General features: G+C 62.1%; 14 protein-coding genes. 5 read left to right on the top strand and 9 right to left on the bottom strand.

The window, feature by feature from the left end; all coding sequences use genetic code 11:
* Positions 1 to 2 precede the first annotated feature (2 nt).
* From truB to ACSSU5_RS07075, 4 genes are all read left to right on the top strand, one after another.
* Positions 3 to 920, top strand: a complete 918-nt coding sequence (gene truB, locus ACSSU5_RS07090; RefSeq protein ID WP_264311526.1) for a tRNA pseudouridine(55) synthase TruB — start codon at positions 3 to 5, stop codon at positions 918 to 920.
* Between the two features lie 147 nt (positions 921 to 1,067).
* A complete protein-coding gene (gene rpsO, locus ACSSU5_RS07085; protein WP_016489163.1) occupies positions 1,068 to 1,337 on the top strand; it encodes a 30S ribosomal protein S15 in 270 nt (89 codons plus the stop codon).
* 249 nt (positions 1,338 to 1,586) lie between these two features.
* The gene (pnp, locus tag ACSSU5_RS07080; RefSeq protein ID WP_264311527.1) at positions 1,587 to 3,692 is read left to right on the top strand and encodes a polyribonucleotide nucleotidyltransferase; all 2,106 of its coding nucleotides are present in this window, start codon (positions 1,587 to 1,589) and stop codon (positions 3,690 to 3,692) included.
* Between the two features lie 261 nt (positions 3,693 to 3,953).
* A complete protein-coding gene (locus ACSSU5_RS07075; protein ID WP_264311528.1) occupies positions 3,954 to 4,304 on the top strand; it encodes a BON domain-containing protein in 351 nt (116 codons plus the stop codon).
* An 80-nt stretch (positions 4,305 to 4,384) separates the two neighbouring features.
* On the opposite strand, the gene ACSSU5_RS07070 is transcribed toward ACSSU5_RS07075, so the two are convergent.
* Entirely contained in the window at positions 4,385 to 4,687 is a 303-nt protein-coding gene (locus ACSSU5_RS07070; protein ID WP_492560873.1) for a heme-binding protein, read from the bottom strand.
* A gap of 60 nt (positions 4,688 to 4,747) precedes the next feature.
* On the opposite strand from ACSSU5_RS07070, the gene ACSSU5_RS07065 reads away from it, so the two are divergent.
* Positions 4,748 to 5,161 carry a VOC family protein gene (locus tag ACSSU5_RS07065; protein WP_492560872.1) on the top strand — a complete coding sequence of 138 codons (414 nt, stop codon included), beginning with the start codon at positions 4,748 to 4,750 and terminating at the stop codon, positions 5,159 to 5,161.
* A 93-nt stretch (positions 5,162 to 5,254) separates the two neighbouring features.
* On the opposite strand, the gene ACSSU5_RS07060 is transcribed toward ACSSU5_RS07065, so the two are convergent.
* The 8 genes from ACSSU5_RS07060 to ACSSU5_RS07025 form a co-directional block, all read right to left on the bottom strand.
* A complete protein-coding gene (locus tag ACSSU5_RS07060) occupies positions 5,255 to 8,185 on the bottom strand; it encodes a DUF748 domain-containing protein (protein WP_492560871.1) in 2,931 nt (976 codons plus the stop codon).
* A 78-nt stretch (positions 8,186 to 8,263) separates the two neighbouring features.
* Positions 8,264 to 9,133, bottom strand: a complete 870-nt coding sequence (locus ACSSU5_RS07055) for an oxygenase MpaB family protein (protein WP_264311532.1) — start codon at positions 9,131 to 9,133, stop codon at positions 8,264 to 8,266.
* 42 nt (positions 9,134 to 9,175) lie between these two features.
* Entirely contained in the window at positions 9,176 to 11,110 is a 1,935-nt protein-coding gene (gene acs / locus ACSSU5_RS07050; RefSeq protein ID WP_492560870.1) for an acetate--CoA ligase, read from the bottom strand.
* A 198-nt stretch (positions 11,111 to 11,308) separates the two neighbouring features.
* A complete protein-coding gene (pgi, locus tag ACSSU5_RS07045) occupies positions 11,309 to 12,973 on the bottom strand; it encodes a glucose-6-phosphate isomerase (protein WP_264311534.1) in 1,665 nt (554 codons plus the stop codon).
* Positions 12,974 to 13,121: 148 nt separating this feature from the next.
* Entirely contained in the window at positions 13,122 to 13,985 is an 864-nt protein-coding gene (gene panC, locus ACSSU5_RS07040) for a pantoate--beta-alanine ligase (protein WP_264311535.1), read from the bottom strand.
* Positions 13,982 to 14,782, bottom strand: coding sequence for a 3-methyl-2-oxobutanoate hydroxymethyltransferase (gene panB / locus ACSSU5_RS07035; RefSeq protein ID WP_264311536.1), 801 nt, complete (start codon positions 14,780 to 14,782; stop codon positions 13,982 to 13,984). Before panB ends, panC begins: the two co-directional genes overlap by 4 nt.
* A gap of 250 nt (positions 14,783 to 15,032) precedes the next feature.
* Positions 15,033 to 15,512, bottom strand: a complete 480-nt coding sequence (folK, locus tag ACSSU5_RS07030; protein WP_264311537.1) for a 2-amino-4-hydroxy-6-hydroxymethyldihydropteridine diphosphokinase — start codon at positions 15,510 to 15,512, stop codon at positions 15,033 to 15,035.
* Complete coding sequence (locus tag ACSSU5_RS07025) at positions 15,509 to 16,897, bottom strand: polynucleotide adenylyltransferase PcnB (protein WP_492560869.1); 1,389 nt, start codon at positions 16,895 to 16,897, stop codon at positions 15,509 to 15,511. Before ACSSU5_RS07025 ends, folK begins: the two co-directional genes overlap by 4 nt.
* Between the last annotated feature and the right edge of the window lie 141 nt (positions 16,898 to 17,038).

The raw sequence follows: 17,038 nt of genomic DNA, 5'->3' as shown, positions 1-17,038 counted from the left end.
CGGTGGCCCAGGTCAAACGTATCCGCCGCAATGTCAGCGGCATCATCCTGCTCGACAAGCCGCTGGGCTTTACCTCCAACGCGGCACTGCAGAAAGTCCGCTGGTTGCTGAACGCGGAGAAGGCTGGCCACACCGGCAGCCTCGACCCGCTGGCAACCGGCGTTCTGCCGTTGTGCTTCGGTGAAGCGACCAAGTTTTCGCAGTACCTGCTCGATTCCGACAAGGGCTACGAAACCGTCATGCAGCTGGGGCAGACTACCAATACTGCCGATGCTGAAGGCGAGGTCCTGCAGACCCGTGAGGTGACCGTTGGTCGTGCCGACATCGAGGCCCTGCTGCCACGTTTTCGCGGCCCGATCAGCCAGATACCGCCGATGTACTCGGCGCTCAAGCGTGACGGCCAGCCGCTGTACAAGCTGGCACGTGCTGGAGAGGTAGTGGAGCGCGAGGCGCGTTCTGTTACTATTAACCGCTTGGAGTTGCTCGAGAGCGAAGGCACCCGTGCACGGCTGAGTGTAGGATGCAGCAAAGGCACCTATATCCGCACCCTGGTGGAGGATATCGGCGAAGCCCTTGGCTGTGGCGCCTATGTCGCCGAGCTGCGCAGGACCCAGGCCGGGCCCTTCGAGCTGGCACAGACGGTGACCCTCGAAGAACTCGAACAGGTCCATGCCGAAGGCGGCAACGAAGCACTCGATCGCTTCCTGATGCCTTCCGACAGCGGCCTGCTGGACTGGCCCCTGGTGTGCCTGTCCGAACACAGTGCGTTCTACTGGCTGCATGGGCAGGCGGTACGCGCGCCGGACGCGCCGCAGTTTGGCATGGTCCGGGTACAAGATCACAATGCTCGCTTCATCGGTATCGGTGAAGTGAGTGAAGACGGGCGCATTGCGCCACGTCGGCTGATTCGGTCGGAATGACCGAAACCGCAGGGTAAGGCTTCAGCCGAGCCCTACGGAATCAAGGGTGGCTGTCAGTAGGCACGGTCACACCTTTCTTATTAATACAGGGATTTGTCCCTGGCCTATTGGACCCCGCTCGCGGGATCCGTTATCAGGAGTTGCCACATGGCCCTCAGCGTTGAAGAAAAAGCTCAAATCGTTACCGACTACCAGCAAGCTGCTGGCGACACTGGTAGCCCGGAAGTTCAGGTTGCTCTGCTGACCGCGAACATCAACAAGCTGCAAGGCCACTTCAAGGCCAACGGTAAAGACCACCACTCGCGTCGTGGCCTGATCCGTATGGTTAACCAGCGTCGTAAGCTGCTGGACTACCTGAAGGGCAAAGACACCACGCGTTACAGCGCCCTGATCGGTCGCCTGGGCCTGCGTCGCTAATAGCGGCCTGGCCAGTGGTGTGCATGGCGTGTCTCATGCATTGGCAACGCTGCCTGGCAGCGTTGTCTTTGGGCACGCCATGCGTATCTCCGAGGTTGGCAGCCTGGTTAAGATGAGCGGTTTTCCGCGCTTCTGCCAGGCTCCCAGCCTCGTGTTGTATCTGGACGGTCAATGGGGCCGATTCCCCGTTCTGCCCAAGAATTCGCAAGAAACCAGTTCCCCCCAGAGCCACTGAAAAGGTAGGAAACCGTGAACCCGGTAATCAAGACATTCCAGTTCGGTCAATCGACCGTTACTCTCGAAACGGGCCGTATTGCCCGTCAGGCAACCGGCGCAGTGCTGGTTACCGTCGACAACGACGTCACTGTGCTGGTGACCGTTGTTGGTGCCAAACAGGCCGATCCAGGCAAGGGTTTCTTCCCACTGTCGGTCCACTACCAGGAAAAGACCTACGCCGCCGGCAAGATCCCGGGTGGCTTCTTCAAGCGTGAAGGCCGTCCTTCCGAGAAAGAGACCCTGACCTCGCGCCTGATCGACCGTCCGATCCGTCCGCTGTTCCCTGAAGGCTTCATGAACGAAGTCCAGGTCGTCTGCACCGTGGTTTCCACCAGCAAGAAGACCGATCCGGACATCGCTGCGATGATCGGTACCTCGGCTGCCCTGGCTATCTCCGGCATTCCGTTCGAAGGCCCGATTGGCGCCGCCCGCGTTGCCTTCCACGAAAGCACCGGCTACCTGCTGAACCCGACTTACGAGCAACTGGCTGCCTCCAGCCTGGACATGGTCGTTGCCGGTACCTCCGACGCCGTGCTGATGGTTGAATCGGAAGCCCAAGAGCTGACCGAAGACCAGATGCTGGGCGCCGTGCTGTTCGCCCACGACGAATTCCAGGCTGTTATCCAGGCTGTCAAAGAGCTGGCCGCCGAAGCTGCCAAGCCGACCTGGGACTGGAAACCAGCCGTTGCCAACACCGAACTGTTCAACGCCATCCGCGCCGAATTCGGCGAAGGCGTTTCGCAGGGCTACACCATCACCGTCAAGGCCGACCGCTACGCGCGCCTGGGCGAGCTGCGCGATCAGGCGATCGCCAAGTTCTCCGGTGAAGAAGGCCAGCCATCGGCCTCCGAAGTCAAAGAAATCTTCGGCGAAATCGAATACCGCACCGTTCGCGAAAACATCGTCAACGGCAAGCCGCGTATCGACGGTCGTGACACCAAGACCGTTCGCCCGCTGAACATCGAAGTCGGCGTTCTGCCGAAGACTCACGGTTCGGCGCTGTTCACCCGTGGCGAAACCCAGGCCCTGGTCGTTGCGACCCTGGGTACTGCCCGTGACGCTCAGCTGCTGGACACCCTCGAAGGCGAGAAGAAAGACCCCTTCATGCTGCACTACAACTTCCCGCCGTTCTCGGTGGGCGAGTGTGGCCGCATGGGCGGTGCTGGCCGTCGTGAAATCGGCCACGGCCGTCTGGCCCGCCGTTCGGTACAGGCCATGCTGCCTGCCGCCGACGTGTTCCCGTACACCATCCGTGTGGTATCGGAAATCACCGAGTCCAACGGTTCCAGCTCTATGGCTTCGGTCTGCGGTGCTTCCCTGGCGCTGATGGACGCTGGTGTGCCGATGAAGGCACCGGTTGCCGGTATCGCCATGGGCCTGGTCAAGGAAGGCGAGAAGTTCGCAGTCCTGACCGACATCCTGGGTGACGAAGACCACCTGGGCGACATGGACTTCAAGGTTGCCGGTACCGCCAAAGGTGTTACTGCACTGCAGATGGACATCAAGATCAACGGCATCACCGAAGAGATCATGGAGATCGCCCTGGGCCAAGCCCTGGAAGCGCGCCTGAACATCCTCGGCCAGATGAACCAGATCATCGGTCAATCGCGTACCGAGCTGTCGGCCAACGCCCCGACCATGATCGCGATGAAGATCGACACCGACAAGATCCGTGACGTCATCGGCAAAGGCGGCGCCACCATCCGCGCCATCTGCGAAGAGACCAAGGCTTCGATCGACATCGAAGACGACGGCTCGATCAAGATCTTCGGCGAAACCAAGGAAGCGGCTGAAGCAGCTCGTCAGCGCATCCTGGGCATCACCGCTGAGGCCGAGATCGGCAAGATCTATGTCGGCAAGGTCGAGCGCATCGTTGATTTCGGTGCCTTCGTCAACATCCTGCCTGGCAAGGATGGCCTGGTGCACATCTCCATGCTGAGCGATGCTCGCGTCGAGAAAGTCACCGACATCCTGAAAGAAGGCCAGGAAGTTGAAGTACTGGTACTGGACGTGGACAACCGCGGCCGTATCAAGCTGTCGATCAAAGACGTAGCTGCGGCTAAGGCCTCCGGCGTCTAAGCGACTGACACGCAAAAGAAAAAGAGCCCTTCGGGGCTCTTTTTTTTGCCTGTAAGGAACCTTTTGCACAGTTGCATCTTGCACGCAGGTTTACCCCGCAGGTTGCAAATTGCACGATCCATCTATTGATGCGTAAAGTCTAAGTGGTTGATTTATAAGAAATAAATATAATCTGAAAAGCTGGCACAGCACATGCACCTACCTTCATACCTGCAGCCAGGAATAACGGCGCAGACCTTTCGAAAAACAGGAGTGACTCACATGAAGAAGTTCGCCATTGCTGCCGCTACTGCTACCGCTCTGACCCTGACCATGGCTAACGCGGCATTCGCCCAACAGTCCACCCAGGCCCCGATGACGCTGGCGGCCGGTGAGGTGACCAAAACCAAGGAAGCGGCCTCCGATACCTGGATCACCACCAAGGTGAAGGCTGACCTGATGACCGAGAAAGGTGTGCCTGGCAGTGATATCAAGGTTGAAACCAACAAGGGTGTCGTATCGCTGTCTTCCGATGTGGCAGTGACCGATTCGCAGAAAGAGATGGCCGTGGCCATCGCCAAGAAGATCAAAGGCGTTCAGGCCGTGTCGGCCGACGGCCTGAAGTCGGAATAAGGGACGTCCCGTCGGCCAAAAGGACTTGGCCACCAACACAAAAAGTCCCGGCAACCTGCCGGGGCTTTTCGTTGGCAGCTTCAAAAGCCCGGGTTGCGGGCGACTACATCGCTCTCGAAGCAGTCCTGCTCGGCGATCAAGGGTTCAACTAGCGGGCGGCTGTCGCGAAAGTGTGCCGTCTGGGTGTGTGCTTCATAGGCGGCGTCGTCCTGGTAGATCTCGTAGAGGTAGATGACCTCGGGTTCGAGGCGGTCTTGGCAGACGTCGAACACCAGGCAACCGGGTTCGTTGGCGACTGACGCGGCGGCATTGACCTTGATGGCAGCCAGAAAAGCCTCGGCGCAGCCGGGCTTCACACGCGTCTTTATGAACAGGCTATACACATAGAGCTCCTTTTGTTTTACATTCAGGTGAGAATTGTATACAAAAAAGGAGTCGTGCCAATGTCTGAAATACCTGCCCGCCCTGGTCGCTTGAACGGCTTGCGTCACATTGCCTTGCTGGTACCCAATCTTGAGGAGTGCGAGCGTTTTTACGTCGATGTACTTGGCATGGAGGTGCTGAACCGGGCCAACGAAGACCTGGTCTACCTGACCTGCGGTAACGACAACCTGTCGCTGGGGCGCGGTGCGGGGGCGGCCAATGGCTTGCAGACGCTCGATCATTACGGCTTCATCGTCGACAGCGTGGAAGAGCTGGAAGCCTGGTACCAGTACTTCAAGGCACACGGTGTGACCTTACTGGACCGCCCGTTCAACCATGGTGACGGGGCGCGCAGCTTCCACCTGCTGGACCCGGCGGGGAATAAGGTACAGCCGCTGTATCACCCGGCGGTGTCGGGGCAGCGGTTGGTCTGAGCGTTGTGTTGGGTTATTCGCGGGCAAGCCCGCTCCCACACGGATCTGTGGGAGCGGGCTTGCCCGCGAAAAGGCCAGGCCTGCTAGCAGCGATTACTCGGCATCCAGGTGCATCGGCGTAATCACCCGGCCATCGCTTTCGGCCTTGCCCAGGGTGGTGTCGATGAAGTACACCCGGTCGTCTTCCAGCTTGCCCTTGTCTACCAAATAGTCCTTGATGCTGCTGGCCCGCTCCTGGCCGAGGGTACGCAGCAACGGTGCGCTCTCGGCCCAGGACTTGATCACCGCTTCGCGCAATTTGGTGGTGCGCTCGTCGCGCCCCAGTTGCTCCCACTCGGCCGGGGGCTGCTGCTTGAGGCGATTGCGGTAAATGCCTTCGAGCATCGCGGGCTTGTCGCTGTCATCGACCACCAGCATCGAGGCATTGGCAGGTACCTTGTCGCCGCGGCGCTGCAGGATCTTGTACCAGGTAGCCTGGTACTCGCGGTCCAGACGCTGCTGGGCGATCAAGGGGCCGTCGCTGCTCTGCGCGCTGGTACCTTCGATTTCCAGGCGCAGTTCCGGGCGCTCCTTGAGTGCCGAGGCCAGCTTGTCCAGGGACGACTGGGCGTCACCACTGAGCTCACTTGAGCCTGGGGCAAACGCCACATTGCCAAGGTCCTCGGAACCCCCGCCAGCAATCAGCCCGCCGATGAACTTGAACGGCGCCTGGGCCGCGCGCAGCACCAGGTTGCGCAGGGTTTGCCAGACGATCGGCATGACGCTGAACTGCGGGTTGTTGAGGTCGCCGGACACCGGCAACTCGATCGAAATCTTGCCCTCGGTATCCTTGAGCAGTGCGACTGCCAGGCGGATCGGCAGGTCCACTGCGTCCGGGCTGTCGACCTTCTCGCCCAACTGCAATTGCTCGACCACCACCTTGTTCTCGGCCTTGAGCTGGCCGTTGGTGATCAGGTAGTGCAGGTCGAGGTTGAGCCGGCCCTTGCGGATACGGAAGCCCGCGAACTTGCCGGAGTAGGGCGTCAGCGTGGTCAGCTCGACCCGCTTGAAGCTGGTGGCGATATCCAGGCTGGCCAGTGGGTTGAACGGGTTGAGCGCACCCTTGATGGTGACCGGCGCATAACGGTCGACCTTGCCCTTGATGTCCACCTTGGCGGGCGTTGGCTTGCGGTTGTCGAGGGTGCCGATCTGGCCGTTGAGCTGTTGCACGGCCGTGGCGAAGTTGGGGGTGAGGGAGAGGTCGGCGAAGTTGGCCGAGCCGTCGTTGATGTCGATCTGGCCAATGTGTATGGCCAACGGCTTGTCGTTGCTGGCCGGTTTCGCGGACTTCGATGCCGGTGCATCGGCCGGCTGCGGAATCAGCAGGTCGTTGACGTTGGTGGTGCGGTCTTCGTTGATGATGAAGCGGGCATAAGGCTGCAGCAGGGTCACCTTGTCGATCGACAGGGCATCACCGTGCACATAGGACAGGCCATCGACGTTCACTTGCTGCCATTTCACGAAGTCGCGGCTCTTGATCGTGTCGAGCGTATGCAGCTGGTTGACCTGGGCCTTGCCGGTTACGTTGAAGGCCAGCGGCTCGGTGCTTTTCAGGTCGACCTTGAGGTCGCTGGCGAGCATGCCGCTGCGCAGCTCCAGCAGAATGAACGGGCTGATGTAGGCCTGGGCCACACGCAGGTCGATGTCGCGCGTGCTGACATCCAGTTTGGCCCAGATTGGCGCCAGGTTGACCTGGCCTGCAGCCTGCAGCTTGCCTTGCTTGCCCACACCGGTATCGAGTTTGAGCGTGAAGGGCGACTGGTTGAGGCTGTCGAAGCCTTGCAGGTCGACATTGAGCGGGCCGACATCCAGGGCCACGGGTTCCTTCTTGCTGCGGTCTGCCAGGTGCACAGTGTAGTTGCGCAGTTGGACGTCCTTGAGCAGCACTTGCCAGGGCTTGCCTGGCGAGTTGGTGGCTTGCGTTTCAGGCTTAGGTTCGGCGGCGGCCGGTTCGGCCTTTTCTTTGGGCGTGGCCTTGGCCGGTTGGCTGGCGAACAGTTTTTGCCAGTCGAGCTGGCCGTCTTTTTCCAGCGCGGCCCAGGTTTCGAGCTTGTCGCTGCGAATCTTGCCGACGGTAACCAGTTGCTTGGCCAGGTCGATGGAGGTTTCGCTGACTTCCAGGCTAGCCAGACGCACCAGTTTCCGGCCATCCGGTGCCTTGATGGCGAACGGCGCTACCTTTACCGAGGTGTTGTCCAGCCGCAGCTCGGTCTGCTTGGACAGGTTGAAGGTGTAGCGGGTGTCGAGGCTGATGATGCCTTCTTCCAGCACCAGGGGCACGGCATCACGCACATACGGCCAGAACGCCTTCATCTTGCCGTCGGTGACCTTCAGTGTGCCTTCGGAGGCGATCGGCGACAGGCTGAGGGTACCGCTCCAGTCGATACGCCCTCCATTCGGGCCGTTGGCGACCAACGTCATGTCGGCATTGTCGTCCGGCAGGGTGCTGAGGTTTTTCAGCTCCAGGTTCATGTTGTCGTAGAGGAACTCAATCGGCTCGCTCGGGCGTTGATCCTGGAAGTGCAGGTAACCTTCCTTGAGCTTGATGCTGGCGATGCGAAGCGGGAACGGGTCGCTGGGCGGCTGGTCCGGCTTGGCTTCGCTGGGGGGCAGCTTGAACAATTGGGTCAGGTTGAGCGTACCGTCCTTGGCGAACAGCACTTCGTTACGCGGTTTGTCGAGCTCTACCGCGGTCAGGTGCAGGGCACCGCTCCACAGGCTGTCGAGCGACAGGTTGGCGTACAGCCTTTCGAAACCGACCTGTTCCTTGCCGGGGTCGCCGATCTGCAGGCCCCACAGCGTCAGTTCGAGGCTGAAGGGGTTCAGTTCGATACGCTGCAGGTGCGCAGGCACGCTGGCATATTGCGCCAACTGCTGGTTGGCAATGCGCAGTGCAACACCGGGGAGAATGAGAAAGCCAAGGAGGCTATACAGGGCTACGAGGGCCAGCATGGCGCCGAGGGCGCGAGTCAATCCTTTGTACATGTGTCGCTTCGTCTGTCTAAGCAGGAGAGCTTGGAGTATGGCACGTTAAATCAGTTCCGCTGAGGCGACCATTTAGCCTCATTCGATACCCATGCGGCGTTTTGCCCGATGCGCCGAGCCGTCGCGCATCGCCCAGCGCAGTACCGGCGCCGTGCGTTGCAGGCCGAGGCGGATCATGCGCCGCTGCAAAGGACCTTGTTGTAGGCCGAGCATGGCCTGGGCCCAATCGGGCAGCAGGTCGATGCCTGCGTTCAGCATGAGCTTGCCGACAGGTTGTGCCAGGCGGCTGGGCGCCGGGGCGGCGAGGAGGATGTCGACCACCTCATGGCTGCGGCTATCGCACTGCAGTTGCGGGCGCATGTGCCTGAGGTAGTCTTCGACCTGCTGGCAGGAGCGCGGTACATCTCGGGCGCCAAGGCGTTCGGCGATCAGGGCAATCTCGTTGTAGTAGGCATCCTGCTCGGCGCGGGGCAGGTGCGGGTTGCGGTAACGCAGGTGGGCGGCGAGAAAGCTGCTGACCTCGGCCACGTGGACCCAGGTCAACAAGCCTGGGTCACTGGCGGCATAGGGGCGGCCATCGGCAGTGGTGCCGGTGACCTGCAGGTGAATGGTACGGACCTTTTCAATCAGCCATTCGGCGTCGCGGGTCGAGCCAAAGGTGGTGCCGGAGATGAACTGGCTGGTGCGCCGCAAGCGGCCGAGCAGGTCCTGGCGAAAGTTCGAGTGGTCCCACACCCCGGCCAGGGCCAGGGGGTGCAGCAGTTGCAGCATGAGGGCACTGATGCCGCCCACCAGCATGCTCGGAAAATCGCCGTGCACCTGCCAACTGATGCTCTGCGGGCCAAACAGGCCTGGGTCGCCCTTGGGCGATTCCAGGTCGAGCTGGCCGAGGGCCAGCCCGGTGAGGCTCATGACCTGGGTTTCGATACGGCGGCGAAGGGCTTCCATGGCGACCTGTCGTTCAGGGCGGCCATGAACAGGGGCCGCCAGCTATTGGTTAAGGCGTTTGTCGATCAAACCCTGGACCACGCTCGGGTCGGCCAGGGTTGAGGTATCGCCGAGGTTTTCCAGCTCGTTGCAGGCGATTTTGCGCAGTATACGCCGCATGATCTTGCCGGAGCGGGTTTTGGGCAGTGCCGGAGCCCACTGAATCAGTTCCGGTTTGGCGAAGCTGCCGATTTCCTTACTGACCAGGGCCAGCAGTTCGGCCTTGAGCGCCTCGTTTGGCTCGACACCGTTCATGGGGGTGACAAAGGCATACACGCCCTGGCCCTTGAGGTCGTGGGGGTAGCCGACCACTGCCGCCTCGGCGACGCTGTCATGCAAGACCAGCGCGCTTTCCACCTCGGCAGTGCCGATGCGGTGGCCAGACACGTTGATCACGTCGTCGATGCGCCCGGTTATCCAGTAGTCGCCATCGGCATCACGGCGTGCGCCGTCACCGGTGAAGTAGTAGCCAGGCATGGGTTTGAAGTAGGTTTCGACCATGCGTTGATGGTCGCCATAGACGCTGCGGATCTGCCCCGGCCAACTGGCCTTGATGGCCAGCACGCCCGCGCCAGGGCCTTCGATGAGTTGGCCTTTTTCGTCCAGCAGCACCGGCTGTACACCGAACATGGGCTGGGTGGCGCAGCCTGGCTTGAGCCTCTGTGTGCTGGGCAAGGGTGTGAGCATGATGCCGCCGGTTTCGGTCTGCCACCAGGTATCGACGATCGGGCAGCGCTTCTGGCCGACTTCCTCGAAGTACCATTCCCACGCTTCCGGGTTGATCGGCTCGCCGACGCTGCCGAGCAGGCGCAGGCTCTTGCGCGTGGTGCTCTTGAGCGGCCCGGAGCCTTCACGCATCAATGCGCGCAACGCGGTGGGCGCCGTGTAGAAAATGTTCACCTGATGCTTGTCCACCACCTGCCAGAACCGCGAGGTGTCGGGGTAGTTGGGCACACCTTCGAACATCAGTGAAATGGCGCCATTGGCCAGCGGGCCATAGACGATGTAGCTGTGGCCGGTAACCCAGCCGACGTCGGCTGTGCACCAGAACACTTCGCCATCGCGGTAGTCGAAGACCACCTTGAAGGTCATCGTGGCCTGCAGCAGGTAGCCGCCAGTGGTGTGCAGCACGCCCTTGGGTTTACCGGTGCTGCCGGAGGTATAGAGGATGAACAGCGGGTCTTCGGCCTCCATCGGCTCAGGCGGGCAGTCGTCGCCTGCGTTTTGCGTGACCTCGTGATACCAGAGGTCACGGCCGTCGCTCCAGGCAACGTCACCCCCCGTACGCTGTACGACGAATACGCTGCTGACATTGGGGCAGTTGGTCAGCGCCTTGTCGACGTTCAGCTTCAGTGGGATGCGCTTGCCGCCGCGGATGCCTTCATCAGCCGTGATCACGGTGCGGCAATCGGCATCGAGGATGCGATCACGCAGGGCATCGGGCGAGAAGCCGCCGAATACCACCGAGTGCACGGCGCCCAAGCGCGTGCAGGCGAGCATGGCGAAGGCCGCTTCGGGAATCATCGGCATGTAGATGCAGACTCGGTCGCCTTTCTTCACGCCGCGGACTTTCAGGGCATTGGCCAGGCGGCAGACCTGGCGGTGCAGCTCGCGGTAGGTGACGGCTTTGGCGTCTTTGGGGTCGTCACCCTCCCAGAGCAGGGCGGTCTGTTCGCCGCGCTGGGCCAGGTGGCGGTCGATGCAGTTGTAACTGACGTTCAGCTGACCACCGTCGAACCAACGGGCTTTGCCAGTTTTCAGGTCGCACTGCTGCACGCTCGACCAGGGTTTGATCCAGTCCAGGCGTTTGGCCTGCTCGGCCCAGAAGGTGTCGGGGTCTTCCACCGATTGGCGGTAAAGACGGCGGTAATCGTCGTCAGTGAGGGTGGCGGATTGGCTGACGGCCAGGGCATGGGGGTAGTTGCGGATATCGAACATGGCGGGTGGTCCTGCTCTTGTAAGGGGCGATGGACTGCAACGGCTATTCGATAGGACAGTGTAGCTGGGAGAGCTGTTCAACCTGTGCTGGCCTCTTCGCGGGCAAGCCCACTCCCACAGGGACCGCACAGTGCTTGATGGTTGTGCAGTATCTGTGGGAGCGGGCTTGCCCGCGAAGTGGCCGGCGAAGGTTTCAGATCAGCCGCGGTGACGGCCGCGGAAGTAGTTGATCAGGCCCTGGGTCGAGCCATCTTCGGCGCTGTCTTCCTGGCTGCCGACAAGGCGCTGGTAGACACCCTTGCCCAGCTCTTTGCCCAGCTCCACGCCCCATTGGTCGAAGGCGTTGATGCCCCAGATCACGCTCTGCACGAAGACCTTGTGCTCATACATCGCCACCAGTGCGCCCAAGCGGCGCGGGCTGATGCGCTCGACCACCAGGGTGTTGCTCGGGCGGTTGCCCGGGATCACCTTGTGCGGGGCCAGCTTCTCGATGTCGGCTTCGTTCAGGCCCTTGGCGCGCAGTTCGGTCTCGGCCTCGTCACGGGTCTTGCCGAGCATCAGCGCCTGGCTCTGCGACAGGCAGTTGGCGTACAGCCACTGATGGTGGTCGGCAACCGGGTTGAAGCTCACCACCGGCACGATGAAGTCGGCCGGAATCAGCTGGGTGCCCTGGTGCAGCAACTGGTGGTAGGCATGCTGGCCGTTACAGCCCACGCCACCCCAGATTACCGGGCCGGTGTCGGTCTGCACTGGCGTGCCGTCCTGCAGCACGCTCTTGCCGTTGGACTCCATGTCCAGCTGTTGCAGGTGCTTGGTGATGTTGCGCAGGTAGTGGTCATACGGCAGGATCGCGTGGCTGCGGGCGCCCCAGAAGTTGCCATACCAGACGCCCAGCAGGGCCAGTAGCACGGGCATGTTCTTGTCGAACGGCGCGGTCTGGAAGTGCTGATCCATGGTGTAGGCGCCAGACAGCAGCTCCTTGAAGTTGGCGGTGCCGATGGCCAGGGCGATCGGCAAGCCGATGGCCGACCACAGCGAATAGCGCCCGCCCACCCAGTCCCACATCGGGAAGATGTTCTCTTCACGGATACCGAAAGCCACGGCGGCGGCCTTGTTGCTGGAGACGGCGATGAAGTGGCGATACAGCTCCGCTTCCGAACCGCCCTGGGCCAGGTACCAGGTACGCGCGGCCATGGCGTTTTTCAGCGTTTCGAGGGTGTTGAACGACTTCGATGAGACGATGAACAGGGTGGTTTCGGCGCGCAGGTTGGCCGACAGTTCGTGGAACTCGCTGCCGTCGATGTTCGCCAGGTAATGGCAGCGTACACCGCGTTGCGCGTAGGGCAGCAGTGCTTCGGAGACCAGCTCCGGGCCGAGGAACGAGCCGCCGATGCCGATGTTGACCACGTCGGTGATCGGTTTTTCGCTGTAACCGCGCCACAGGCCGTCGTGGATGCGCCCGACCAGCTCGGTGATCTGGTTGAGCACCTTGTGCACTTCGGGCATCACGTTGACGCCGTTGACGCTGAGCTTGTCACCCACCGGGCGGCGCAGGGCAGTGTGCAACACCGGGCGGCCTTCGGAGGCGTTGATGATCTCGCCGCTGAACATCGACTTGATCGCCTCTTGCAGGCCGACTTCGTTGGCCAGGTTCACCAGCAGGTCCCGGCTTTGCTCGTTGATCAGGTTCTTCGAGTAGTCGAGGAACAGGCCGCAGCTGCTCAGGGAGAACTGGTCAAAGCGATGGGCGTCGGCGGCGAAGGCGTCACGCATGCTGAAGTCTTGCATGGCGTCGCGGTGTTGCTGGAGCGCCTGCCAGGCGGGCAGGGCCGTCACATCATGAGGAGTACGGTAATACGCCATTGCGGAAGGTTCCTTGGTGCGTTGTGAGGCCTTGGACATTGGCCTTGGCTGTCAGTTGCAGGCAGTCATTATAGGCAAAGGCGGCGCGGGGGGAATGGGCAGGCGTGACAGGATATGAAGGGGCATTTGCTGCCCCTTCCGGGCTGCATCACGCGGTCTTGTCTTCCACGTGCAGGTACAGGTTGTCGATCAACCGGGTGTTACCCAGGTAAGCCGCAGCAATCACCACCAGGTCCCGATCATCGATCATGGCCGGGCGCAGGTTCACGGCGTGGCGAATTTCCAGGTAGTCCGGACGAAAACCCGCGGCGCTCAGTTGCGCCTGGCCCTCGGCTACCAGTGCCGCAAAGTCTCGCTGGCCACGGCCAAGGGCCGCCCCGATGTGCTGCAGGGTGCGGTATAGCGCAGGCGCGGTAACACGTTGCTCGGGCGTGAGGTAGCCGTTGCGTGACGACAGCGCCAGGCCATCCTCGGCGCGCACGGTCGGCTCGCCGATGATCTGGATCGGCATGTTCAGGTCGCGCACCATGGCGCGGATCACCGCCAGCTGCTGGAAGTCTTTCTCGCCGAACACGGCCAGGTCTGGCTGGACCATGTTGAACAGCTTGCTGACCACCGTCGCCACGCCCTCGAAATGCCCTGGCCGGCTGGCGCCGCACAGGCCTTCGGAGAGTTGCGGCACGCTGACCCGGGTTTGCACGCTCATGCCGTCGGGGTACATCTCGTCGACAGTCGGGGCAAACAGCAAGTTGCAGCCGGCCTGGAGCAACCGTTCCTGGTCGGCGGCCAGGGTGCGCGGGTAGGTGGCGAGGTCTTCGTTGGCGCCGAACTGCAGCGGGTTGACGAAGATGCTGGCAACGACGAAGTCGGCCCGCTGGGCGGCCTTGGTCACGAGGGCGGCATGGCCGCTGTGCAGGTTGCCCATGGTCGGCACGAACGCGATACGCTTGCCTTCGCCGCGAGCGCGGCCAACGGCGGCGCGCAGTTCGCGGACGGTCTTGACTGTGTTCATGCGCTGAACCCGTGTTCGCTGGCGGGGAAGCTTGCGTCCTTGACCGCTGTGACGTAGGCGGCGAGGGCGCTTTCGATGTCCGGCTGGCCGGCCATGAAGTTCTTCACGAACTTCGGTACCCGGCCACTCAGCGACAGGCCGAGCATGTCGTGCAGTACCAGTACCTGGCCATCGGTGGCGCTGCCGGCGCCGATGCCGATCACCGGAATGCTCACGGCCTGGGTGATTTCCGCTGCCAGTTCGCTCGGCACGCATTCGAGCAGCAACATGGCCGCGCCGGCCTGCTCCAGGGCAATGGCATCGGCACGCATCTGCCGCGCCTGGGCTTCCTGACGGCCCTGCACCTTGTAACCGCCCAGCACATTGACGGTCTGTGGCGTCAGGCCCATGTGCGCGCACACCGGCACGCCACGCTCGGCCAGCAGGCGAATGGTCTCGGCCAGCCAGGCGGCGCCTTCGAGCTTGATCATGTGGGCGCCGGCCTGCATCAGCGTGGCGCAGTTGGCGAAGGCCTGCTCGGGGGTGGCGTGCGCCATGAACGGCAGGTCGGCCAGAATCAGCGCGCCATCGTTGCCACGCTTGACGCAGGCGGTGTGGTAGGCCATTTCCGCGGTGCTGACGGGCAGTGTGCTGTCGTGGCCCTGCAGGACCATCCCCAGCGAGTCGCCCACCAGCAACACTTCGACACCGGCCTGGCTGGCGACCTTGGCGAAGGTGGCGTCGTAGCAGGTCAGCATGGTGATTTTTTCACCCTTGGCCTTGAGGCCATGCAGGGTGGTCAGGGTTACTTCAGGCATGTAGGAAAATCCTCGTTCAGGCGCTGTTAAAACGACTGCATACAACGCGTGTAGTCATCTTCCGGAGCGGCACATCATCGCGCGTGATGTTCGGGCACAGGTTCGTCCGGGCCTAAATACGGGTATGCGGCACTTGGGTGCCACACGGGACGCCTATAGTCGTGAGCGAGGTGTGGGAAGTCAATCACCCTGTTACCGCATTGTTACGAACAGGGTGTTACTGGCGTTACCCTTGCCTGGAACGCCCGTATTACAGGCGCTCGAGGCCGACGAACGGGCAGGCGCTGAGCAGTTGCCCAAGGTCGCGGCCATCGGGCAGGCAGAAGCCGTCTGGCACCAGTTCGGCCAGTGGGTACAGCACGAAGGCGCGGGCGTGCATGTGGTAGTGCGGTACCTGCAGGCGCGGCACGTCGATCAGATGATCGCCGAACAGCAGGATATCCAGGTCGAGTGTGCGCGGGCCCCAACGCTCCTTGCGCACACGGCCCTGGTCATTTTCGATCGCCTGCAGGGCGTCGAGCAGGGCCAGCGGTTCGAGCGAGGTGTCGAGCGCCGCCACCGCGTTGGTGTAACGCGGTTGGCCAGGCAGCAGCGAGTCACTGGTGAACAGGCTCGAGGTGGCCACCAGGCGGGTGCCAACGGCCTGGTCGAGCGCCTGGAAGGCGTTTTGCAGTTGTTCTGCAGGTGCGTCCAGGTTGCTGCCCAGGCCGATGTAGGCGCGCGTGGTCACTCAGATGCCTCGTCGCCACCACGTTTGCGCTTGCTGGGGCTACGTTTGCGCTTGCGCGGGCCTGCGCCGGTGCCTTCGTCGCGGCTGCCCAGCTCGCGGATCATGTCGCGGCGTTCGCTGTCATTGGCATCCTGGTAGTCAGTCCACCATTGGCCGAGGTCGTCGGTTTCCTCGCCAGCGCTTTCACGCAGCAGCAGGAAGTCGTAACCGGCACGGAAGCGCGGGTTGTCGAGCAACTGGTCGGCGCGCTTGCCGCTGCGACGGGGCAGACGCTCCTGCATGTCCCAGATCTCGCGGATCGGCAGGGTGAAGCGCTTGGGGATGGCAATGCGTGCGCACTGTTCGGCGATCAGGTCGTGAGCCGCACCGTTCATGGCCGGGATCGGCGGCACACCCTGGTTCTGCAGGTGCAGTACACGGGCCGGCAGGGCTGGCCAGAGCAGCGCAGCGAAGAGGAAGGCCGGTGTGACGGGCTTGCCCTGCTTGACGCGCAGATCGGTGTTGTTCAGTGCCTGGCTGATCAGGGTGTGCGTGTAGGTCGGGCGCTCGTCCAGGGCTTGCGCACTGGCGGGGAACAAGGGCTCGAACAACTGCAGGTCGACCAGCATTTCGAAGGCAATCGCACCCTGGCCGGAGAGGAACAGCTTGAGGCTTTCCTCGAACAGGCGCGCAGGCGGGATTTCGCGCAGCAGCGGGGCCAACTCGCGGATCGGTTGAACCGTGTGCTTTTCGATACCGAAGTCGAGCTTGGCGGCGAAACGCACGGCACGCAGCATGCGCACCGGGTCTTCCTGGTAGCGATGGGTCGGGTCGCCGATCAGGCGCAACAGGCGGTTGCGCACATCGTGCACGCCGTTGGCGTAATCGAGGATGCGCTCGCTGACCGGATCGTAGTAGAGGGCATTGATGGTGAAGTCGCGGCGTTGCGCGTCTTCTTCCAGGGTGCCGTACACGTTGTCACGCAGGATGCGACCACTGGCATTGTGCGACGAACGGTGGGTATCACCTTGGTCGTCATCGGAGTGGTGGGCGCGGAAGGTGGCGACTTCGATGATCTCACGGCCGAAATGCACGTGGACCAACTTGAAGCGGCGACCAATGATACGCGCGTTGCGAAACTCGGCACGGACCTGCTCGGGCGTGGCGCTGGTGGCGACGTCGAAATCTTTCGGCGTGATGCCCAGCATCAGGTCGCGGACACAGCCACCGACCAGGTATGCCTGGTAGCCCGCACTCTGCAGGCGCTCTACGATGTTCACCGCATGGCGGCTGAACTGGTGGCGTTGCAGCGAGTGTTGGCTCTTGTTGATCACCTCGGGCGTGGTGCGCCTGTGGTGCTGGCCCGGTACGGGTGGGCGGAACGACTGGAACAGCTTCTTCAGCATGGGATGCACTGTTTGAAGGAATGTTCGGCCAAGAATAGGAGAATGGCCGCATGATGGGCGGGGATTCTAGCATTTACTCAAGGAATGGTGTAGGCGGGTAGCAGGATGCCTGCCAGAAGGGAGAAACGACAAGGGGAGCCT

This window comes from Pseudomonas sp. E1MeOHC2 (assembly GCF_058745025.1).
The sequence above is the reverse complement of the archived record's forward strand: the minus strand, read 5'-3'. Positions and strand labels throughout refer to the sequence as shown.